A 21,566-nucleotide genomic window follows, 5' to 3' on the forward strand; every position below is an offset into this window, starting at 1 on the left:
CCGCCCCTTGGCGAGACACGTTCGCGAAGGGGCGGCACGCTGCCTCAGGCGAGCGGGCGTTAGCCATTCATCTCTTGAAAGTGCGCCAGCATGCGCGACGCATCGGCGGTTACGCCGCTGATCAGCTCAAACGCCTTGACCGCTTGAAACACCGCCATGTTGCCGCCGTCCAATGTGCGGCACCCCAATGCCCGGGCCGTGCGCAGCAATTCGGTCTGCAGCGGGAAATACACGATTTCGGCGACCCACAACTGCGCGCGCAGTAATTCGGCGGGCACGGGCATGCCCGGCAATTTAGCCATGCCCATGGGCGTTGTATTGACCAGCCCGTCAGCCTTGGCCATCGCACTGGCCAGCTCGGTGCCAGCCTTGGCGCGGCCCCCTGAAAACTGTTGGTTGAGGTTGTCGGCCAGCGCTTGGGCGCGGCCGATGTCGACATCAAAAATCTCCAGGCACTGCACGCCTTCTTCGAGCAAGGCCTGAGCCACGGCAGAGCCCGCGCCGCCTGCGCCCATCTGAATGACGTGCGCAACGCGCACGCCGTTCAGGCCTCGGCGAAACCCTTCCGCGAACCCTAGGCAGTCCGTGTTGTGGCCGATGCGTTTGCCGTCTTTGAACACCACCGTGTTCACCGCGCCAATACCGCGCGCCTGTGGCGACAGTTCATCCAGCCACTCCAGGATGCTTTGCTTGCACGGGTACGTGATGTTCAGGCCGCTGAACCCCATGCGTTCGGCCGCTGTCAGCAGGTCGGGCAGGGCGCTGGCTTCCAGGTGCAGGGTGTCCAGATCGATCAGTTGGTACAGGTAACGCAGCCCTTGAGCCTGCCCCTCGCGTTCATGCAGCGCCGGCGTGCGAGAGGCCTGGATGCCGGCCCCGATCAGCCCGGCCAGTACGGAGGTGGGAGCGGTTGCGGTCGACATGGTGCTTACCTTTTGAATTGTTGGCTGAGGTGTTCCAGCGCCAGGCGATACCCGTTGCTGCCAAAGCCGCACAGCACGGCCTGGGCAATACCGGACACAAACGAGTGATGGCGGAAAGCTTCGCGGCTGTGGACGTTGGACAGGTGCACCTCGATCACCGGCAACTCGCTGGCGGCCAGCGCATCGCGGATGGCCACAGAGGTGTGGGTCCAGGCGGCCGGGTTGATCACAATAGCGGCGCAGCGCTGGCGGGCACCGTGAATCCAGTCCAGCATTTCGCCTTCGTGGTTGGTTTGGCGAAACTCCACGGTGAGGTCGTGTTCACGGGCGGTGCGCCCACACAGGTCGGCAATATCCGCAAGGGTTTCGTGGCCATAAACACTGGGTTCGCGGCTGCCGAGCAGGTTGAGGTTCGGGCCGTTAAGCACCAGGACGATAGGGGGCATAAAAGGTAACTCTGGCTTGTTATTGTGGGGTCGCCCGGGCTTGGCCCAGGCGGTCACCTCAAATTGTACTAACCAGTTAATAAGGTCAATTGCGAGGGCGAAGGTACGCGCGGGATTCGTCAGGAACTGGGCGTTTATCGAACGTTTCCTGAGGCGCGCCTAATATCAATTGAAAATCATTCGCGACAAAAAGTAAGATGGCGGCCCTTTTCCTACGCGCTACATGGAGTCTGTTTGTCGGACATGGACCTCAAGGGCTTGTTTCTCAAGCATGCCAGTACCCTGCGCGGGTACTTGGCGCGCAAGGTGCAAGACCCGCAACTGGCCGCCGATCTGGTGCAGGAAAGTTTCCTGCGCATGGCCGAGCATGGGCGCAAACAGCACATCGACAACTCCCCCGGTTACCTCTACCGCACGGCGCGTAACCTGCTGGTGGACCATATCCGTCAGGAAACCCGGCGCAAGACCGACTCGGTGGCGCATGAAGACCTGGCGCAAATCGAGGATGAACTGGCAGGGCTGGAGGCACAGGCGATGGCCGAACAACAGCGCATGGCGCTACAGCAGGCCCTGGCCGAGTTGCCGGAGCGTACTCGGGAGATATTCCGCCTTAACCGGATCGAAGGCATGACCCATGCCGAGGTCGCGCGGCACCTGGGCATTTCCGACAGTTCGGTGCAAAAGCATCTGTCCAAAGCGCTGGCCTATGTCATGCAGCGCCTGCAAGCGCCTGATCAATGATCGACCCGCGGGTTACTGATATTCGGCAGGTTAAACGTCACTGCTTATATACAACGAGAAATCGAGATTCACACGTGAATAGCCAAGGCCCCGAAGATCAAATCATCACAGAGGCCGCGGCCGATTGGGCCGTGCGCCTGCACGCGGGTGCCCTGAGCGTTGAAGAGCAAGCCCGGTTGCAGGCCTGGTTGGCCGCTGACGAGCGCCATGCCAAGGCGCTGCGCTATGCCGAACAGACCTGGGCCGCGCTGGGGACGCTGGCGCTGGACAGCTCGCCGGCCCCTCACCGTTCACGCCCGTCGAATGCCCGGCCTGCGCCTAAGATGCGGCACCGACGTGGGCCGCGTTGGGTGAAAGCGGCGGCGGTGCTGTCGTTGCTAGTGGCCGTTGGCTGGCTACGCGGGCCGTCCTGGCTTGTGCAGATGGAGGCGGATTACCAGACCGGTGCCGGCGAAATTCGCAGCCTTGCGCTGAGCGATGGCAGCGTGGTCGAGCTGGATGCCGCCAGCGCGATCCGCGTCGATTACGACACCGGCGAGCGGCGCGTAAGCCTGCTCAAGGGCTCGGCCGTGTTTTCGGTTGCGCCCATGGGCGGTGCCGAGTCGCGGCCTTTTGTTGTGCAAAGTGCCGGCGGGCGTACCCGGGCGCTGGGCACCCGGTTTGTCGTCGGCCGGGAAAGCCGCGATCAAGCCTGGGTGGGCGTACTGGAACACAGTGTCGCCGTCAGCCTGCAACACCCGCGTGTAGAGGGGGCCTCATCGCGCACCCTCGAAGCCGGTGAGAGCGCTCGCTACAGCCAGGCAAGCGGCGTACACCCCTTGCCCGGTTTTGACTTGAACGCCGCCACCAGTTGGCGGCGCGGCGTGCTGGTGTTTGATCGCCAGCCGTTGGCCCTCGTCATCGAACAACTCAATCGCTACCGCCCGGGGCACATTATCCTCGCCAACCCCGGCTTGGCAGACCGCCAGGTCAGTGGCGTGTTTCGCCTCGACATGCTCGACAGCGCATTGCCCACCCTTTCCCGTGAGTTGCAGATCCAGCGCGTTGAAGTGGCGGGCGTCAGCCTGATCTATTGACCCGGGCCCGTTGCAGCCGCCATGGCCCTGTCTTTTTGAGGGCCTTGAACATTAATTGCAAAAACCTTTACTGAGTTTTCCCGGGTAATGCGTCTTGCTATTGAGATTCATTCGCACAACTTTTCGTGCATGTCCGGGGATAACAACCATGTTCGTAAATCAGCGCAAAGGGGGGCGTACCGCAAGCCGGTTGGCCTTTGCCGTTCATGTCGCCCTGTTCGGGATGCTGGCTGTGCAAGGGTCGGTACAGGCGGCCGACACCGCCAGCCGAGCGGTTCAACAAGAATTTATTGCCTTCCATATCGCCGCCCAGCCGCTGGACAAAGCGGTGCTGCTGTTTGCCGAACAGGCCGGTTTACAGGTGCTGTTCGACAGCCACATGTTGCACGGCCTCAAGGCTTCGGCGCTCACGGGGGATTTCGGCGTGCAGGAAGGCCTGGCCCGGTTGCTGGGCAACAACCCGGTGGAGTACCGCTTCACGGGTGAACGCCAGGTGACGCTGACCCGTGTCAGCGCAGAACACAACGCGGCCTTGGCGTTGGGCACCACCTCCGTGACGGCCAGCGAAGGTAACGGCAACAGTGCCGACTGGGTGTACCAGACCCCCAAAGCGGTGTCTGTGATTACCCGCGAACAAATCAACAAACGGGCACCGCGCCACGCGGCCGACATGCTGGAAGAAACCCCCGGCGTGTACACAGCGGTGGATCAGCGTGACCCGGGGTTGTCGGTCAATATCCGCGGTATCCAGGACTATGGCCGGGTCAACATGAACGTTGACGGCATGCGTCAGAACTTCAACGTTAACGGCCACCAACACCGCAATGGCGTAATGCTGATCGACCCGGAAATGGTGTCCAGCATTGAGATCGACAAAGGTGCGCAGTCCACCTTGGGTGGGGCGGGTGTGCTGGGTGGCGTTGCGACCTTCAACACCCTGCAGGCCAGCGATTACTTGAAGGACGGCAAGGAATTTGGCGGGCGTATTCGGGCCGGCAGCGGCATCGGTAAACTGGGTAATGGCACCTATTTCAACGGTGGCGGGGTAGTTGCGTACGGCAACGATCTGGGCGATGCCCTGTTTGCGGTCAGCGAGCGCCACTTTGGGGATTACCGCAGCGGTCGGCAGCACGCCGGTAACCTGGGGGACGAAATTCGCGTCAAAAAATACCAGCCCGTGGCCTGGAAAAGCTGGCTCAACAGTGAAGTGGGGGATGCGGGCAGCGTGACCCGCTCACAAATGGCCAAGTTCGGGCTCAATTTGCCCAACGACCAGCGCATTGAACTGAGCTACCTGAACACTGACAGCGACAGCAATGATTCATGGACTTACATGCGCGAAGACCTGTCAGGCTATGACTATGTTCGCCACAGCAAGAACAACCTCAGCACCGCCAACTACGCGCTGGATTACAGCTTTAATCCGGACAATGAACTGATCGACCTCAAGGCCAAGGTGTATTACGTCACCACGGTGCTCGACCGGGCCAACGCCCGGCATAACGCTTCGGGTGCAAACGCGCTTGAAGGTTATAAGGACCGTTTCCGTACGGATACCTGGGGCGCGTTGGTGCAGAACACGTCACGGTTCAACTTGGATGACTACGGCCAGTTGAACTGGAATTACGGCCTGGAGATGTACCAGGACACCTTTAAGCCGCGCAGCGATAAAGTGCCGGGTGTGAATGAGCAAACGCTGCCCTATGTCAAAAGTTCGAACCCTGGTGGCGAGCGCACCATGGCCAGCCTGTTCACGCACCTGGAGTACGACTACAACGATTGGCTGAATGTAAGCGGCGGCTTGCGGTATGACCGTTACCGTCTTGACGGGAAAACCGGCATGACGCTCTGGCGCAAAAACATCATCCGTTATGAGGACGGTGTGGCGGTCATTGATGGCTCAAGCGTGCGCACTGAAGACGTGTATGACGTTGACCGGGAAAGCGGCCAGTTTTCGCCGACCTTCGGCCTGGCCATCAAGCCCGGCGTAGACTGGTTGCAACTGTATGCGAACTGGGGCAAGGGCTGGCGCCCGCCGGCGGTGACGGAAGTGTTTATGACGGGGCGGCCGCACGGTGGCAATGCGCCTGAACGGGTTTTCCCCAACCCCTTTCTCAAGGCTGAAGAGTCGCGGGACTGGGAAGTGGGTTTCAACATCTTCAAAGAGTCGCTGTTCTTTAACAACGACCGGCTGGGCATGAAGGTTGCGTACTTTGATAACACCATCAAAAACTTCTCGTTCATGCAGTTCGGCGTCATGCTTCCCGAAGAAACGGCCTCGGGTAACTTCGGTGACCTGGCGTATGTGAATAACGTGAATGACACGCGCTTTCGCGGTGTTGAGTATCAACTCAATTACGACATGGGGCGCCTGTATACCAACTTGAGTTATACCCACATGATCGGTAGCAATGACTTTTGCAGTGCCGATTACTACATGGGCGGCGCGAAGAAACGCGGTAAAAAACTCAAGAGCTATCTCGAGAAGTACACGCGACCTGACGGCTCCACCGGCATGCGCCCGGTGACGGAAACCGAGTGGCTGGACGACGATGACCGAAACAATGCCCAGAGCTGTGGCAAGGTGATGGGAAACGCGACCTATATGCCCGCTGACCGTGGCTCGTTAACCGTGGGCGCGCGCTTTCTGGAGCGCCGTTTGGACACGGGTGTTCGCCTGCGCTACAGCCCGGGTAACAACAAAGATATCAACACGCACAACTACCGCAGCATTGAACAGGCCACATGGCCCAAATACAGCGTGTACGATTTGTATGCCAGTTACTGGGCAACCGATGATCTGAATATTTCGCTGATCATGGAAAACGCCACAGACGAGGCTTACTTTGTGGCCATGGGCGATGCCAACAACTTAAGCCTGGCGCGGGGCCGCACGTTGAGCGGGATGCTGGAGTACAAGTTCTGATTTCGACGTAACGGTCGCGAGCAATCTCGCGCCTACACAACGTTTATCAAGGTGTAGGCGCGAGCGTGCTCGCGATCTGTTCAGCCGGTTACCGACGAACCAGCCATACGCCCGATTCCATGTGGTGAGTCCACGGGAACTGGTCAAACACGGCACAACGCTCGATACGGTGCGTGTCGTGCAGTTGGGCGATGTTCTCGGCCAGGGTCAGCGGGTTGCACGAGATGTACAGAATGTTGTCAAAACGGCGCGTCAGTTCGCAGGTGTCCGGGTCCATGCCCGCACGCGGCGGGTCGACGAACACGCTGCCAAATGCGTAACTTTTCAGGTCAATGCCCTGCAAGCGGCGGAACGGGCGCACTTCGTTGAGGGCTTCGGTCAACTCTTCTGCCGACAACCGCACCAGTTTGACGTTATCCACAGCGTTGTCGCGCAGGTTGTTCAAGGCTGCGTTGACAGACGTTTTGCTGATTTCAGTGGCCAGCACGTTGCGCACGCGGGTGGCCAGCGGCAGGGTGAAGTTGCCGTTGCCGCAATACAGCTCCAGCAAATCATCCGAACGCTCGCCCAGCGCATCGTAGGCCCAGTTGAGCATCTTCTGGTTGACCGTGCCGTTTGGCTGGGTAAAGGCACCTTCGGGCTGTTGATAGGTGAACGTGCGACCCGCGATTTCAAGTTTCTCGACCACGTAGTCGCGGCCGATCACCACGCGTTTGCCTTTGGAGCGGCCAATCACACTGATATCAAGGTCGCTGGCCAATTGCTCGGCGGCGGTTTGCCAGTGCTCGTCCAGCGGGCGGTGATAGCACAGGGTGACCATCGCATCGCCCGCCAGGGTGGTTTGAAACTCCACCTGAAACAGTTTGTGGCTCAGGGCTGAACTGGCCTTCCAGGCGGCCTTGAGCTGCGGCATCAACTGGTTGATGCGCAGGCTGGCAATCGGGAAGTCTTCGATCAGAATCGGCGTGCGCTTGTCGTCCTGGGCAAACATGGCGTAGTGACGCTCACCGGCTTCGCGCCACAGGCGGAACTCGGCGCGTAAGCGAAAATGCTTCAACGGCGAATCAAACACCTGGGGCTCAGGCGCATCGAACGGTGCCAGCAGCTCGCGCAGGCGGTTGGCCTTGGCTTCAAGCTCGACGGCGTAAGTGGCGGGATCGAACGGCAAGTCACTCATGCGTTAAACCACCCCAACTTGACCACGAACAGGATCGACAGAATGATCAGTGGCGCGTTCAACTCACGGGCGCGGCCGGACAACAGCTTGATCACGGTCCAGGAAATAAAGCCGAAGGCGATGCCGTTGGCGATGGAATAGGTAAACGGCATGGCCAGGGCTGTGATGACCACAGGTGCGGCAACGGTGACGTCTTCCCAGTCGATTTCGGCCAGGCCGCTCATCATCAGCACGGCCACGAACATCAGCGCGGGTGCGGTGGCGAACGCCGGAACGCTGGAGGCCAGGGGCGAGAAGAACAGTGCCAGCAGGAACATCACCGCGACCACGATGGCCGTCAGGCCTGTGCGGCCACCGGCGCTGACGCCCGCTGCCGACTCGATGTAGCTGGTGGTGGTCGACGTGCCCAGCAGCGAACCGGCCATGGCCGCGGTGCTGTCGGCAATCAGGGCGCGGCCCATTTTAGGCATGTGCCCGTCTTTGCCCATCAGGCCGGCGCGCTTGGCCACGCCGATCAGGGTGCCGGAGTTGTCGAACAGGTCCACGAACAGGAAGGCGAAGATCACGCTGATCAGGCCAATGTCCAGTGCGCCCTTGATGTCCAGTTGCAGGAAGGTCGGGGCCAGGGATGGCGGCATTGAAACCACACCACCGAACTCGGTCACGCCCATGGCGATAGAGGCCACGGTCACGGCCAGAATGCCGATCAGCACCGCGCCGCGCACTTTCATGGCTTCAAGGGCGACGATCAGCGCAAAGCCCAGCGAGGCCAGAATCACTTTCGGTTGGGCCAGGTCGCCCATGCCCACCAGCGTGGCCTGGTTGGCGACGACGATACCGGCGTTGCCCAGTGCAATCAGGGCCAGAAACAGACCGATACCGGCGGCAATGGCCGAACGCAATGGCAGCGGGATGCTGTTGATGATCCATTCGCGGATGCGAAAGATCGACAGCAGGAAGAACAGCACGGCCGAAATAAACACCGCCCCCAGCGCTACTTGCCAGGTGTGGCCCAAGTGCAGCACCACGGTGTAGGTGAAGAAGGCGTTCAGGCCCATGCCCGGCGCGAGGGCGATCGGGTAGTTGGCAATGAGGCCCATGATCGCGGACCCGATAGCGGCGGCCAGGCAGGTGGCGACAAACAGCGCGCCTTTGTCCATGCCGGTTTCGCCGAGGATGCTCGGGTTCACGAACAGAATGTAGGCCATCGCCAGGAAGGTGGTGATACCCGCGAGAATCTCGGTGCGCACATTGGTGTTATGTGCCTTGAGTTGAAACAGCCTTTCCAGCATGCCAGTCCCCGTGGCGCCGCTGGCGCCGTGATTAAGTCGTTTTCAACAGCAAAGCACAGGCCAGATGGCCTGGGATTTTTCTGTCTGTTGGAAAAAGCCGCGCATCATACCAGCAGCTCGAACGTCTGGCTGCTTTGGTTACCGTGTCGGGCCATGTTTTGTAACATCCGTTTGAGAGGCATACTGTGTGCCAGTTTTCAGGGGGACTTATGACGCGTATCAGCACAAGGTTTTTAGCCTGCCTCGGCTTGTTCATAAGCAGCGGTTTGAGTGCAGCCCCGGCGTTGCCGTTGAGCAGCGTTGAAATCCTCAAGGTCGCCTCCACCACTGGGGCCGTGGAGGACGTGCTGGACGGGCAAGAGCAGACCCGGGGGCACCATCGTGGCCCGAACATTAAAGTGTTTGTGCTTGAACGGGGCTATGGCGGCCAGCCGACGGTAACGCTCGATGGCCAAGAGGTGGACGGTGTTCGCACGCCGGTCTGCAATAAGGGCCAGGGGCTGGTGACCTGCGAGGGTGCGGGCACCACGGTCGGTTATGTGTACACCTTTGATCTGGGTAACAAGGAAGGTGGGTTCTTCCAGTTCAGTAACACTTCACTCGTCCCCCCACACAACCGTCTCAGCGCCCAGCTCCTAATAAAGTAGGAGGGGCCGCCGCGATCGGCCCTCCCTGGCCGTGTCGCGGCTGACCCGGCGTCCTGCCGGGTTACCCACTGCGCAAAACCTGCGTTCGGCCAGCGTGGTTTAAGGGGGCCCTTGGATCAAAAACCAGATCAAAAGATCACGAGCAAGCTCGTTCCTACAGGCCTTGCTGCGTTCGGCCAGCGTGGTTTAAGGGGACCCTTGGATCAAAAACCAGCGCGTAGGAGCGAGCTTGCTCGCGATCTTTTAAAACCAGAAGATCACGAGCCCTCAATAACGAACGCCTACAAGTGGGTCGTTTCTTCCACTAGCCGATCGCGCTTGGCCAACCCCGGGAACAGTTTTATCCACAGCCCGGTGATGACCAGGGTGCCAATGCCGCCCAGCAGCACGGCAGGCACTGTGCCCATCCAGTGGGCCGTGACACCGGACTCGAACTCACCCAACTGGTTGGACGCGCCGATAAACAGGCCGTTGACCGCACTGACCCGGCCGCGCATTTCGTCCGGGGTTTCCAGTTGCACAAACGACGCGCGGATCACCATGCTGATCATGTCCGCCGCGCCCAGCACCACCAGCACTGCCATCGAAAACCAGAACGAGGTCGACAGCCCGAACGCAATCGTAGCGACCCCAAACACGCCCACAGCGGTAAACATGGTGCGCCCGACCTTGCGTTCAAACGGGAATCGCGCCAGCCACAATGACATCAATAAGGCCCCGACCGCGGGTGCCGAACGCAACATGCCCAGCCCCCATGGCCCGGTGAGCAGGATGTCTTTGGCAAATACGGGCAACAGTGCGGTGGCCCCGCCGAGCAACACGGCAAACAGGTCCAGAGAAATAGCCCCCAGAATGTCCGGCCGGCTACGAATAAAGCGAATACCCGCCAGCAACGAGTGCAACGTGGCTTTGCCTTTATTCAGCGCCGCCTGACGTGCAGGCAGGTTGCTCATCAGCAGGGCGGCGACCAGGTACAAGACCACACTCGGGCCATACACCCAGACGCTGCCAAACGCATACAGCAACCCGCCGAAGGCCGGTGCAACGATCGTGGCCGATTGCTGCGCAGCCTGCGCGGCGGCCACCGCCCGAGGGAACAGCGCCGCTGGCACGATGGACGGCAACAGCGCCTGGGTGGTCGGCATTTCGAAGGAGCGGGCGCTGCCCAGCAGAAACGCCAGCACAAAGATCATGTCCCGGGTGATGTGGCCAGTGGTGCTGCTGATGGCCAACGTCAACGCGATCATCGCCTGCAGCGACTGGCACAGCGCGGCCACTTTGCGGCGGTCATAGCGGTCGGCCACATGCCCGGTGTGCAGCATAAACAGCAGGCGCGGGGCGAATTCGATCAAGCCCACCCAACCCAGGTCCATCACGCTGCCCGTCAGTTGATACAGGTTCCAGCCAATGGCCACGGTCAGCATCTGGAAGGCGCTGGCGGTGAAGATACGGGCAAACCAGAAGGCCACAAACGGCCGGTGATGGCGTAACAGAAGCGGCTGGCTGGTCATTAAGTGCGTCATGGCAGAGGGCTGAGGGATGTTGAGATTATCATTTTTCTGTAACAAATAATGACTGATGATTGATGCGTCTAATCGGGGCCATCTGTGTTTTTTTTGACGATCAAACCGGCCTGTGACAGGCCTTTTTCGAGGGGGCTGAGACATCCTGTCACGCGACAACCAACCACATTAGCCACGCGGCCGTAATGGACTACTCTTCCCTCATTGTTTGATCCAGATCAACACGTTTTCTGGCTGATCTGGATGGCCAACCGGCCAGAATCCTTGCGTGGTGGTGATAAACGACGGGCATCGACCCGTCGGGGCCACCTGCACAGGGACGCCGGATACATGCATTGAGCCTGTGTCCTGAACGACCTGATACTTGATAGAGGAAGACATATGTTCGGTTTGGAGGCTTTGGATCTCGCCCGAATCCAGTTTGCGTTTACCGTGTCGTTCCACATTCTGTTCCCTGCTATCACCATCGGCCTGGCCAGTTACCTGATGGTGCTGGAAGGCATGTGGCTGAAAACCCGGGACGACACGTACCGCGATCTGTACCACTTTTGGTCGAAGATTTTTGCGGTCAACTTCGGGATGGGCGTTGTGTCCGGCCTGGTGATGGCCTATCAGTTTGGCACGAACTGGTCGCGCTTCTCTGACTATGCCGGTGCGATCACCGGCCCCTTGCTGACGTATGAAGTGCTCACGGCCTTCTTCCTTGAGGCGGGCTTTCTGGGGGTTATGTTGTTTGGCTGGAACCGTGTCGGCCGGCGGATGCACTTTTTCTCGACCGCGATGGTTGCCCTCGGCACGCTGATCTCAACCTTCTGGATCCTGGCGTCCAACAGTTGGATGCAAACCCCGCAAGGCCACGAAATCATTGATGGCCGAGTGATCCCGGTGGACTGGTTGGCCGTGATCTTCAACCCGTCATTCCCTTACCGCCTGGCGCACATGGCCACGGCAGCGTTTGTGGCCACTGCCTTCTTTGTCGGCGCGTCCGCCGCCTGGCATCTGCTGCGCGGCCGCAACACCCCAGCCATTCGCCGCATGTTCTCCATGGCCATGTGGATGGCACTGGTGGTTGCCCCGGTGCAGGCCTTTATCGGCGATGCTCACGGCTTGAACACCCTCAAGTACCAGCCGGTGAAAATCGCGGCCATTGAAGGGCACTGGGAAAACAAGCCGGGTGAAGCGACGCCGCTGATTCTGTTCGGCATTCCGGACATGAAAACCGAAACCACCAATTACAAGATTCAAGTGCCCTACCTGGGTAGCCTGATTCTGACGCACAGCCTGGATAAACAGATCCCGGCGATGAAGGACTACCCGCCTGAGGATCGTCCGAACTCCACCATCGTGTTCTTCACCTTCCGCATCATGGTGGCGCTGGGCATGTTGATGATCTTTATCGGCCTGTGGAGCGTATGGCTGCGTAAACGCGGCACCTTGTACGAGAACCGCGCGTTCCTGCACCTGGTGTTGTGGATGGGGCCGTCCGGTCTGATCGCCATTCTGGCGGGCTGGTTCACCACTGAGGTGGGCCGTCAGCCGTGGGTGGTGTACGGGCTAATGCGCACCGCCGATGCGTCGTCCAACCACAGCGTGACGCAAATGAGTGTCACCCTGATTGCCTTTGTGCTGGTTTATTTCTCGCTGTTCGGGGTGGGTATTGGCTACATGATGCGCCTGGTTCGCAAAGGGCCAGTTGCCCATGAAGGTGATGAACATCCGCAGGGTGGGCCGGGCCAGCAGCGCACACCTGCCCGTCCTCTGTCGGCTGCCGTTGAAGGCATGGACGATGGCCATAGCGATAGCCTGAAGAAGGGGAACTGAGTCATGGGTATTGATCTGCCACTTATCTGGGCAATCATCATCATCTTCGGGATCATGATGTACGTGGTCATGGATGGTTTCGATCTCGGGATCGGCATCCTCTTTCCGTTTATCAAGGGCGAGCAGGACCGCGATGTGATGATGAACACTGTCGCGCCCGTCTGGGATGGTAACGAAACCTGGCTGGTGCTGGGCGGGGCGGCCTTGTTCGGTGCCTTTCCGCTGGCGTATTCGGTGGTGCTGTCGGCGCTGTACCTGCCACTGGTGCTAATGCTGGTCGGCCTGATCTTCCGCGGTGTGGCGTTTGAATTTCGCTTCAAGGCCAAAGCCCACAAACGCCACATCTGGGACAAGGCCTTTATCGGCGGCTCCATTGCCGCGACCTTCTTCCAGGGTGTGGCGTTGGGGGCCTTCATTGATGGCATCCCGGTGGTCGACCGTCAGTATGCGGGGGGCGGCATGGATTGGTTGTCACCGTTCACCGTGTTCTGCGGCATTGCGCTGATCGTGGCTTACGCTTTGCTGGGCTGCACCTGGCTGATCATGAAAACCGAAGGCCACCTGCAAGAACGCATGCATAACCTGGGGCGTCCTCTGGCGTTGGCGCTGCTGGTGTTTATGGGCATTGTCAGTATCTGGACACCGCTGGCGCACTCGGACATCGCTGCGCGCTGGTTTACGCTACCTAACCTGTTCTGGTTCCTGCCGGTGCCGATTCTGGTACTGGTCACGATGTACGGCTTGCTTAAGGCCATTGCCCGAAACGCTCATTACACGCCGTTCCTGTTAACCCTGGTGTTGATCTTTCTGGGTTACAGCGGTTTGGGTATCAGCCTGTGGCCGAACATTATCCCGCCGGCGATCTCGATCTACGACGCGGCGGCACCGCCGCAAAGCCAGGGCTTCATGCTGGTCGGCACGCTGTTTATCATTCCGTTTATCCTCGGTTACACCTTCTGGAGCTACTACGTGTTCCGCGGCAAGGTGACCCACGAAGACGGTTATCACTAGTGAGCGCCGCTGCGGCCTTGGGGTCGCAGCCTTTTCCCCAGAGGAGTGCCTGAGCATGGCTGGCAAGGATTATCTGCACGACGTGAAAGAGGGCGAGAAAAAACCACTGTGGCAACGCATTGGCTGGTTGGTGGTGATTTGGAGCGCCAGTGTGGTGTCACTGGGCATCTTTGCCTGGCTGATTCGTTTGTTTATGACCGCCGCGGGCATGAAAAGCCATTGAGCGGTGGTCACACTCCCCCGTAGCGCAAGGTCGGTGGTTACTTGCGCGCTTTGAGAATCACGAACTTGGGGGTGGCAGCCACTTGCTCGACACCGCGAAACAGCTTGGCGAGCTTGCTGTGATACCCCAAGTGACGGTTGCCCACTATATAGAGAGCGCCGCCGACCACCAGCGCTTCCTGAGCTTGTTGAAACATGCGCCAGGCCAGGAAGTCGCCCACCACTTGTTGCTGGTGGAACGGTGGGTTGCACAACACCACATCCAGGGAGTGCGCCGCCTGGCCAGCCAGCCCGTCACCGGCCCGCACGATCACCTCGCGGTCACCCAGCAAGGCGTGCCAGTTTTCCCGAGCCGATTGCACTGCCATAAATGATTCATCGACCAGCGTGTAGTGAGCCTCGGGGTTGTTTCTGGCGCTGGCGATGGCCAGCACGCCATTACCGCAGCCCACATCGGCAACGCGGGCCGAGCCCAGGTTTTTCGGCAGGTGAGGCAGGAAAGCCCGCGTGCCGATGTCCAGCCCCTCGCGGCAGAACACGTTGGCGTGGTTGAGCAATTCAATAGCGGGCTCATCCAGCGTATAGCGCGAAGGGTAGGGCGAGGTAAAGGGCGCTTTGGTTTCAGGCGTGGCGACCAGTAGCCGAGCCTTCTTCACCGCCAGCGACGCCTGAACCGGGCCGATATAACGCTCCAGCAAGTCCCCTGCCGCACGTGGCAAATGCTTGACCATGGCCCCGGCAATCACCTGGGCATTCGGTGCCAGTTGACCTTGCAGGCGAATCAATTGCTCTTCCAGCAACGCGAGGGTCTTGGGCACGCGCACCAGTACGCAGTCAAAAGGTCCGACCAGAGGCTCGCTGGCGGGCACACGCTTGACGGCATCAAAGGCATGGCCATTGCGCACCAGGTTCTTTTCCAGCGCCTGCACGGCGAGGTAGGAATCACTGCTGCTGGTGACCTGCTGTGTGCGGGTCAGGCTGATCGCCAGCGCGCCAAAACTGTCATTGAGTACCAATACCCGGCTGTTTTCCGGGAGGGCACGTTCGGCCAGGTCATTGAGCAAGTACTCATCCGCGGCATCAAAGGCCTGTAACGGCTCGTTTTGTTGTTCGGGCTGGCGGATCAAGTGAAGTTGGGCGAACGGGGTTTCTAACGCAGGCATTGGGCAGACTCTGGGGGTTCGACAGTTGCCCGAAGGGCGACTTCGCAGCACGGGCGTGCGGGAAAATCGCAGGCGTGCGTGATTTTACTTTTTTTTACAGGAAATTGCCTGAATGCTGTGCAGAGGTCGCTGGGCAGGGCCGCCACACCTGGAAAATTTAGAGCAGGCCCGATTTGGTCGCAATGACCACCGCAGAGGTTTTGTTGTTGGCCCCCATTTTTCTGATAGCGCTGCTGATGTGGAAATTCACGGTACGTGTGGTCAGGCTCAAAATCATCGCGATATCCGACGCCGTTTTGCCTTCTGCAGTCCACTTCAGGACTTCCGATTCGCGGATCGACAAACGGCTGATGGGGGGTAATTCCCTCAGACGGGGGTGTGATCGTGCACTCATGAAGCTATGCAACTGGTTGCACAGCCACAGTACATTCGCGGCTTTCTCGGTGAATTCGTCTTCGGTCAGCGGCGGGTAACTGCGCGCCAGGCTTAAGATGCTGACCCCGCCAGACGCGTCATGCACGGATTGCGACCAACCATGCTTCAATCCGTGGGCTTGGCATTCCTGCCAGATTTCTGGCGACTCGCAAAACAGCTCGTCGTCCCAGGCAATCGGGGAAATTGAAAAATGGCAGTGTGCGATAATCGGGTTTTTGTTGATGAAATGGGTTCGTTCAAAGGTTTTGATAAATTCATTTGGATAGTTACTTAGCGTGTTGCTAAGTAAAGGCACGCTTGTAAATCTGGGGCTGAACTTAAAATGGAAGTAGTTAAATCCGTACTGCTCTATCTTTTTGAGGGTGTAGTCGGTTATTTGGCTTTCGCTCTTATGTGCGCTGCGGGGGCCTGCAAGATTTATGGTTTGGGTTTTCATGATTAAATCAGATATCCCTAGTCTATGACCCAATTCGTATTCCGTTTGTCATACTAGTTGAAGGATGTAGGAACTTTCAAAATTTTTCACCATTTTTTTTGAGGTTGTTTTTCGACGCTTCTTCAGATGTCATGTCTCGATGTGAAACAGCGAGCAGCCCGGTTATGATCTGGCCGGGTCATAAACTCAAGGCGTACACATTGTTTTCTGGCGTCAGGATTTTGTTAGTGGAGTTTTAACTCAATTATATTGTTTCTAAGTGGCTGCGCGTAGACGTTAACTTTAAGTTGTATATAAACAAAAGGTTTACGACCCCTGGCTCTCTTCGAGTACGCCACCTGCTGGGCGTAATGCCATACCCTTTACAGGTGTTTGTCGGACGTGCTTTGCGCCACACTAGGCCATCCGTCTACTGGAGTGCACCATGACCGCCAGCGCAGAGAAGTTCACGCGTCAAACCTTGATTGATGTCACCCCGATCACGCCCAGCCTCTTCACGTTGCGCACAACACGGGATCAGGGCTTCCGCTTCCAGGCCGGGCAATTTGCCAGGCTAGGGGTCACTAAAGCCGATGGCAGCACGGTATGGCGAGCTTACTCAATGGTGTCTTCGCCCCATGACGAGTTTCTGGAGTTTTTGTCCATTGTGGTACCGGGCGGCGAGTTTACCAGTGAGTTAAGCCGCCTGAGGGAAGGGGGCACGCTGCTGGTGGATCGTCAGGCATTTGGTTATCTGACACTGGATCGTTTTGCCGATGGCCGCGATCTGTGGTTGCTGGCGACCGGGACGGGGGTCGCGCCCTTTCTTTCGATATTGCAAGATTTTGAAGTATGGGAAAAATTCGAACGTATTGTGTTGGTCTACAGCGCACGCGAGGCGCGTGAGCTGGCGTACCAGGATTTAATTGCTGGCTTAAAGGCGCGTGATTACCTTGCGGAGCATGTTCATAAGCTGATTTATATTCCAACGTTGACCCGTGATTCAATACCGGGTGTATTAAATGGCCGTATTACCACACTGATTGAAAGTGGTGAGCTGGAAAGTGTTGCCGGTGTTCAGTTAACCCCTGAATGTTCACGCGTCATGTTATGCGGTAACCCGCAAATGATTGATGACACCCGTGCCTTGTTGAAGCGTAGGGATATGCAGCTGAGCCTCACGCGTCGGCCTGGGCAAGTAGCGGTTGAAAATTACTGGTAGTGTTAAAGCTCTAATAAAGAACGACACCCTAAGAGTGTCGTTCTTTTTAGGGTACGTGCTTAAGTTCGTTCATTTTGAACTTTGAGCAAGTCCCGAATCTCGCCCAACAAGAGTTCCTCTTTGGAGGGGGCCGCCGGTGCACTGGGTGCAACAGCCTCTTCACGCTTCAGACGGTTGATCGCCTTTACACCCATAAAAATGGCGAAGGCCACAATAATAAAATCGATCACGGTCTGAATGAACTTGCCGTAGGCCAGCACCACCGCTGGCGTATCGCCCACGGCGGCCTTGAGCGGTATGGCAAGGTCACTGAAGTCCACACCGCCGATCAGCAAGCCCAGTGGAGGCATGATCACATCGCCCACAAAAGACGAAACGATTTTTCCGAATGCGGCACCGATAATGATACCGACGGCCATATCGACCACATTCCCTTTGACCGCGAAGGCCTTAAACTCACTTATCACGCTCATGGGTTATTCCTTGTTACAGATTAGGTGGGTGGTAGCAGTGTAAATCAGCCCGGTAGTTCTTGCCTGTTGGGTTTTGGTCTGCGGAACGCTCGACCTCACCTGGCGCTGTCAGTTTTCCACTCACCAGCGGCAAGGCTCAGTGGGCTATCATCACGCTTTTTCCGTGGAGTTCAGATGGCCAAGCCCAAGCGCATTTACGGCTGCACCGAGTGCGGCGCAACCTTTCCCAAGTGGGCAGGGCAGTGCGCTGAATGCGGCGTCTGGAACACGCTGGTCGAAACCGTGGTGGAAAGCGGCGCGGCGGCCCCCCCCAGTGCGCGCACCGGTTGGACGGGGCAGCAGGCTCAACTCAAGACCCTGGCTGAAGTCAGTATTGAGGAAATTCCACGCTTTTCTACGGCTTCCGGTGAGCTGGACCGCGTGCTCGGCGGCGGCCTGGTCGATGGTTCGGTGGTGCTGATTGGCGGTGACCCCGGCATTGGCAAGTCCACTATTCTGTTGCAAACCTTGTGTCATATGGCCGCGCGCATGCCGGCGTTGTATGTCACCGGTGAAGAGTCCCAGCAGCAAGTGGCCATGCGCGCTCGCCGCCTGGGGTTGCCGCAAGACAAGCTCAAGGTCATGACCGAAACGTGTATAGAAAGCATCATCGCCACCGCCAAACTGGAAAAGCCCAAGGTCATGGTGATCGACTCGATCCAGACCATCTTCACCGAACAACTGCAATCGGCACCGGGCGGCGTTTCGCAAGTGCGTGAAAGTGCGGCGTTGCTGGTGCGCTATGCCAAGTCCAGCGGCACGGCGATCTTCCTGGTGGGCCACGTCACTAAAGAGGGGGCGTTGGCCGGGCCCAGGGTTCTGGAGCATATGGTTGACACCGTGCTGTATTTCGAAGGCGAGTCCGATGGGCGCCTGCGTTTGCTGCGGGCGGTGAAAAACCGTTTTGGCGCGGTCAACGAATTAGGCGTGTTCGGCATGACCGACAAGGGGCTTAAAGAGGTCTCTAACCCGTCGGCAATTTTTCTTACGCGCGCGCAGGAAGAAGTTCCGGGCAGCGTGGTGATGGCCACTTGGGAAGGCACGCGGCCGATGCTGGTGGAAGTGCAAGCGCTGGTGGATGACAGCCATATGTCCAACCCGCGCCGGGTCACGTTGGGGCTGGATCAGAACCGGCTGGCCATGCTGTTGGCGGTGTTGCACCGCCACGGCGGCATTCCGACCCACGACCAAGACGTTTTTCTCAACGTGGTGGGGGGCGTCAAAGTGCTGGAGACGGCTTCCGACCTGGCCTTGATGGCGGCGGTCATGTCCAGCTTGCGTAACCGGCCATTGCCCCACGACTTGCTGGTGTTTGGTGAGGTGGGCTTGTCGGGCGAGGTACGGCCGGTGCCCAGTGGCCAGGAACGTTTAAAAGAAGCCGCCAAACACGGTTTTAAACGCGCCATCGTACCCAAAGGCAACGCGCCGAAAGAGTCGCCGCCGGGTTTGCAGGTCATCGGCGTGACCCGTCTGGAACAGGCGCTGGACGCCTTGTTCGAGTAGGCCATTGCCGGTGTTTACACACTCCGGGGCTTGAACAGTCGCTGCAGGTGAGCCGCGACGAGGCCAGCAGAAAAACGCAAAAGAAGGCTCTAGACCAAGGTAGGGGGCTGGCCTTTAAAGCTGGGGGCGCTAAACTCCGAAGGCAGTCCTTCTTGTCCAACTGGCCGGAATATAAAAATGAATAATAAAAACAGCCTGCTACGCCATATCCCGTGGCTGGTGCTGGCAATTGTAGGAGCCTGCGCCCTTGGCGTAGTGGCCTTGCGCCGAGGCGAAGCAATCAACGCCTTGTGGATCGTCGTCGCAGCGGTTGCCATCTATTTGGTTGCCTATCGTTATTACAGCCTGTTCATCGCCACCAAAGTGATGCAACTGGATCCTCGCCGGGCAACGCCCGCCGTGGTCAATAACGATGGTCTGGACTACGTACCGACCAACAAACACATTCTCTTCGGGCATCACTTTGCTGCAATCGCCGGTGCAGGTCCGCTGGTCGGCCCGGTTCTGGCCGCGCAAATGGGCTACCTGCCGGGCACACTCTGGCTGATTGCCGGTGTGGTACTGGCCGGCGCGGTTCAGGACTTTATGGTGCTGTTCCTGTCCACCCGCCGTAACGGTCGCTCTCTGGGCGACATGGTGCGTGAGGAAATGGGCAAGATCCCGGGCACCATCGCCCTGTTCGGCTGTTTCCTGATCATGATCATCATCCTCGCGGTGCTGGCGCTGATCGTGGTCAAGGCCCTCGCAGAAAGCCCGTGGGGCATGTTCACGGTGATGGCCACCATCCCGATCGCGATGTTCATGGGCATTTATATGCGCTACATCCGCCCGGGCCGTATCGGTGAAATCTCGATCATCGGGGTGCTGTTGTTACTCGGTTCCATTTGGCTGGGGGGCCAGATTGCAGCCAGCCCGGAATGGGCCCATGTGTTCACCTTCACCGGTACGCAAATTACCTGGATGCTGATTGGCTACGGCTTTGTCGCGGCGGTACTGCCGGTGTGGCTGGTGCTGGCACCGCGTGACTACCTGTCAACGTTCCTGAAAATCGGCACCATCGTTGCGCTGGCCATTGGCATTTTGGTCACCATGCCCGAGCTGAAAATGCCGGCACTGACCCAATTCACCGACGGCAACGGCCCGGTGTGGAAGGGCGGCCTGTTCCCGTTCCTGTTCATCACCATTGCTTGCGGTGCGGTATCGGGTTTCCACGCACTGATCTCCTCGGGCACTACGCCCAAGCTGCTGGATAACGAAACCAACGCCCGTTACATCGGTTACGGCGGCATGCTGATGGAGTCCTTCGTGGCCATCATGGCTATGGTTGCGGCTTCGGTCATCGAGCCGGGTGTGTACTTCGCCATGAACAGCCCGCCTGCCATTGTTGGCGGGGATGTGGTCTCGGTGGCGCAAGCCGTGACCAGTTGGGGCTTTGCCATTACCCCGGATCAACTGACCGCCCTGGCCAAAGACATCGGTGAAACCACCGTACTGGCTCGAGCGGGCGGTGCACCGACCTTGGCAGTGGGTATTGCTCAAATCCTGCACAACGTGTTGCCGGGCGAGAACACCATGGCGTTCTGGTACCACTTTGCCATTTTGTTTGAAGCCTTGTTCATTCTCACGGCGGTTGACGCCGGTACCCGTGCCGGGCGCTTCATGCTGCAAGACTTGCTGGGCAGCTTTGTCCCTGCGCTCAAACGTACCGAGTCATGGCCTGCCAACCTGCTGGCCACTGGCCTGTGTGTAGCGATGTGGGGTTACCTGCTGTACCAAGGCGTGATCGACCCACTGGGCGGTATCAACACCTTGTGGCCATTGTTCGGTATTTCTAACCAGATGCTGGCGGGTATCGCGCTGATGCTGGCGACGGTTGTACTGATCAAAATGAAGCGCCAGCGCTACATTTGGGTGACGATGTTGCCTGCCGTGTGGTTGTTGATCTGCACCACCGTGGCTGGCTTTATCAAGCTGTTCGACAGCAACCCGGCGGTTGGCTTCCTGTCGCTGGCGAAAAAATACAGCACCGCACTGGAAGCAGGCCAAGTGATTGCGCCCGCGAAAAACATCGACCAGATGCAGCACGTCATCATCAACGCTTACACCAACGCTGGCCTGACCGTGCTGTTCCTGTTCGTGGTGTTCAGCATCCTGTTCTTTGCGATCAAGGTGGGTGTGGCGTCATGGGGCACTAAAGAACGCACGGATAAGGAAGCGCCTTACCACGTCATGCCGGATGCCAAATAGAGGGTTGCAACCATGTTCAATGACCTGAGTCGCCTCGGTAAATACCTCGGTCAGGCCGCGCGCTTGATGGTCGGCATGCCCGACTACGACAACTACGTCGAGCATATGCAAACCAAACACCCGGACAAGCCGATGATGAGCTACGAGGCGTTCTTCAGGGAGCGCCAGGAAGCCCGTTACGGCGGCAAGGGCGGGCCCAAGTGCTGTTAATTGGCTAGACCTTCGGTAGGCGCGGGCGTGCTCGCGATCATTTAAAAGATCGCG

General features: G+C 58.6%; 19 protein-coding genes. 11 read left to right on the forward strand and 8 right to left on the reverse strand.

The window, feature by feature from the left end:
* Nucleotides 1–59: 59 nt before the first annotated feature.
* Nucleotides 60–923 (reverse strand): shikimate dehydrogenase, encoded by an 864-nt coding sequence (locus Q1W15_RS03760; protein ID WP_300722062.1) that lies wholly within the window; start codon nucleotides 921–923, stop codon nucleotides 60–62.
* A gap of 5 nt (nucleotides 924–928) precedes the next feature.
* Nucleotides 929–1,369, reverse strand: a complete 441-nt coding sequence (gene aroQ, locus Q1W15_RS03765; protein WP_300722071.1) for a type II 3-dehydroquinate dehydratase — start codon at nucleotides 1,367–1,369, stop codon at nucleotides 929–931.
* A gap of 234 nt (nucleotides 1,370–1,603) precedes the next feature.
* On the opposite strand from aroQ, the gene Q1W15_RS03770 reads away from it, so the two are divergent.
* From Q1W15_RS03770 to Q1W15_RS03780, 3 genes are all read left to right on the forward strand, one after another.
* Nucleotides 1,604–2,110 carry an RNA polymerase sigma factor gene (locus Q1W15_RS03770; protein WP_300722080.1) on the forward strand — a complete coding sequence of 169 codons (507 nt, stop codon included), beginning with the start codon at nucleotides 1,604–1,606 and terminating at the stop codon, nucleotides 2,108–2,110.
* Nucleotides 2,111–2,184: 74 nt separating this feature from the next.
* A complete protein-coding gene (locus Q1W15_RS03775; protein ID WP_300722090.1) occupies nucleotides 2,185–3,186 on the forward strand; it encodes a FecR family protein in 1,002 nt (333 codons plus the stop codon).
* 148 nt (nucleotides 3,187–3,334) lie between these two features.
* Entirely contained in the window at nucleotides 3,335–6,112 is a 2,778-nt protein-coding gene (locus Q1W15_RS03780; RefSeq protein WP_300722097.1) for a TonB-dependent receptor, read from the forward strand.
* Between the two features lie 88 nt (nucleotides 6,113–6,200).
* Here the strand turns inward: Q1W15_RS03780 and trmA are convergent, their stop codons facing one another.
* Together trmA and Q1W15_RS03790 are read right to left on the reverse strand one after the other, a co-directional pair.
* Nucleotides 6,201–7,289 (reverse strand): tRNA (uridine(54)-C5)-methyltransferase TrmA, encoded by a 1,089-nt coding sequence (gene trmA, locus Q1W15_RS03785; protein ID WP_300722106.1) that lies wholly within the window; start codon nucleotides 7,287–7,289, stop codon nucleotides 6,201–6,203.
* Nucleotides 7,286–8,581, reverse strand: a complete 1,296-nt coding sequence (locus tag Q1W15_RS03790; protein ID WP_300722116.1) for an NCS2 family permease — start codon at nucleotides 8,579–8,581, stop codon at nucleotides 7,286–7,288. The genes trmA and Q1W15_RS03790 overlap by 4 nt, the downstream gene beginning before the upstream one ends.
* Nucleotides 8,582–8,790: 209 nt before the next feature.
* Here Q1W15_RS03790 and Q1W15_RS03795 point away from each other — a divergent pair, with 209 nt between their 5' ends.
* Nucleotides 8,791–9,228, forward strand: coding sequence for a DUF4879 domain-containing protein (locus Q1W15_RS03795; protein WP_300722125.1), 438 nt, complete (start codon nucleotides 8,791–8,793; stop codon nucleotides 9,226–9,228).
* Nucleotides 9,229–9,509: 281 nt separating this feature from the next.
* Here Q1W15_RS03795 and Q1W15_RS03800 read toward each other — a convergent pair whose 3' ends face one another.
* Nucleotides 9,510–10,739: an MFS transporter gene (locus Q1W15_RS03800; protein WP_300722149.1), complete on the reverse strand. Its 1,230-nt coding sequence runs from the start codon at nucleotides 10,737–10,739 to the stop codon at nucleotides 9,510–9,512.
* A 393-nt stretch (nucleotides 10,740–11,132) separates the two neighbouring features.
* On the opposite strand from Q1W15_RS03800, the gene Q1W15_RS03805 reads away from it, so the two are divergent.
* Genes Q1W15_RS03805 through Q1W15_RS03815 form a run of 3 tightly spaced genes read left to right on the forward strand, consistent with a single transcriptional unit; the run spans nucleotide 11,133 to nucleotide 13,806 of the window.
* Entirely contained in the window at nucleotides 11,133–12,572 is a 1,440-nt protein-coding gene (locus Q1W15_RS03805) for a cytochrome ubiquinol oxidase subunit I (protein WP_300722160.1), read from the forward strand.
* A 3-nt stretch (nucleotides 12,573–12,575) separates the two neighbouring features.
* Nucleotides 12,576–13,583 (forward strand): cytochrome d ubiquinol oxidase subunit II, encoded by a 1,008-nt coding sequence (gene cydB / locus Q1W15_RS03810; RefSeq protein ID WP_300722169.1) that lies wholly within the window; start codon nucleotides 12,576–12,578, stop codon nucleotides 13,581–13,583.
* 55 nt (nucleotides 13,584–13,638) lie between these two features.
* Nucleotides 13,639–13,806, forward strand: a complete 168-nt coding sequence (locus Q1W15_RS03815; RefSeq protein ID WP_300722178.1) for a DUF2474 domain-containing protein — start codon at nucleotides 13,639–13,641, stop codon at nucleotides 13,804–13,806.
* 37 nt (nucleotides 13,807–13,843) lie between these two features.
* On the opposite strand, the gene Q1W15_RS03820 is transcribed toward Q1W15_RS03815, so the two are convergent.
* Both Q1W15_RS03820 and Q1W15_RS03825 read right to left on the reverse strand, forming a co-directional pair.
* Entirely contained in the window at nucleotides 13,844–14,968 is a 1,125-nt protein-coding gene (locus tag Q1W15_RS03820; protein WP_300722187.1) for a class I SAM-dependent methyltransferase, read from the reverse strand.
* A 157-nt stretch (nucleotides 14,969–15,125) separates the two neighbouring features.
* A complete protein-coding gene (locus Q1W15_RS03825) occupies nucleotides 15,126–15,839 on the reverse strand; it encodes an autoinducer binding domain-containing protein (RefSeq protein WP_300722197.1) in 714 nt (237 codons plus the stop codon).
* A gap of 424 nt (nucleotides 15,840–16,263) precedes the next feature.
* Here Q1W15_RS03825 and Q1W15_RS03830 point away from each other — a divergent pair, with 424 nt between their 5' ends.
* A complete protein-coding gene (locus Q1W15_RS03830) occupies nucleotides 16,264–17,040 on the forward strand; it encodes a ferredoxin--NADP reductase (protein WP_300722206.1) in 777 nt (258 codons plus the stop codon).
* Nucleotides 17,041–17,099: 59 nt separating this feature from the next.
* On the opposite strand, the gene mscL is transcribed toward Q1W15_RS03830, so the two are convergent.
* Entirely contained in the window at nucleotides 17,100–17,513 is a 414-nt protein-coding gene (gene mscL, locus Q1W15_RS03835) for a large-conductance mechanosensitive channel protein MscL (protein WP_300722215.1), read from the reverse strand.
* Between the two features lie 174 nt (nucleotides 17,514–17,687).
* Between mscL and radA the strand changes: the two genes are divergently transcribed.
* From radA to Q1W15_RS03850, 3 genes are all read left to right on the forward strand, one after another.
* Nucleotides 17,688–19,055 (forward strand): DNA repair protein RadA, encoded by a 1,368-nt coding sequence (radA, locus tag Q1W15_RS03840; RefSeq protein WP_300722241.1) that lies wholly within the window; start codon nucleotides 17,688–17,690, stop codon nucleotides 19,053–19,055.
* 177 nt (nucleotides 19,056–19,232) lie between these two features.
* A complete protein-coding gene (locus Q1W15_RS03845; protein ID WP_300722261.1) occupies nucleotides 19,233–21,302 on the forward strand; it encodes a carbon starvation CstA family protein in 2,070 nt (689 codons plus the stop codon).
* Between the two features lie 12 nt (nucleotides 21,303–21,314).
* Nucleotides 21,315–21,512, forward strand: a complete 198-nt coding sequence (locus Q1W15_RS03850) for a YbdD/YjiX family protein (protein ID WP_123334830.1) — start codon at nucleotides 21,315–21,317, stop codon at nucleotides 21,510–21,512.
* Nucleotides 21,513–21,566: the final 54 nt, after the last annotated feature.

The organism is Pseudomonas sp. (assembly GCF_030150285.1).
In the GTDB taxonomy this organism is placed as follows: Bacteria; Pseudomonadota; Gammaproteobacteria; order Pseudomonadales; family Pseudomonadaceae; genus Aquipseudomonas.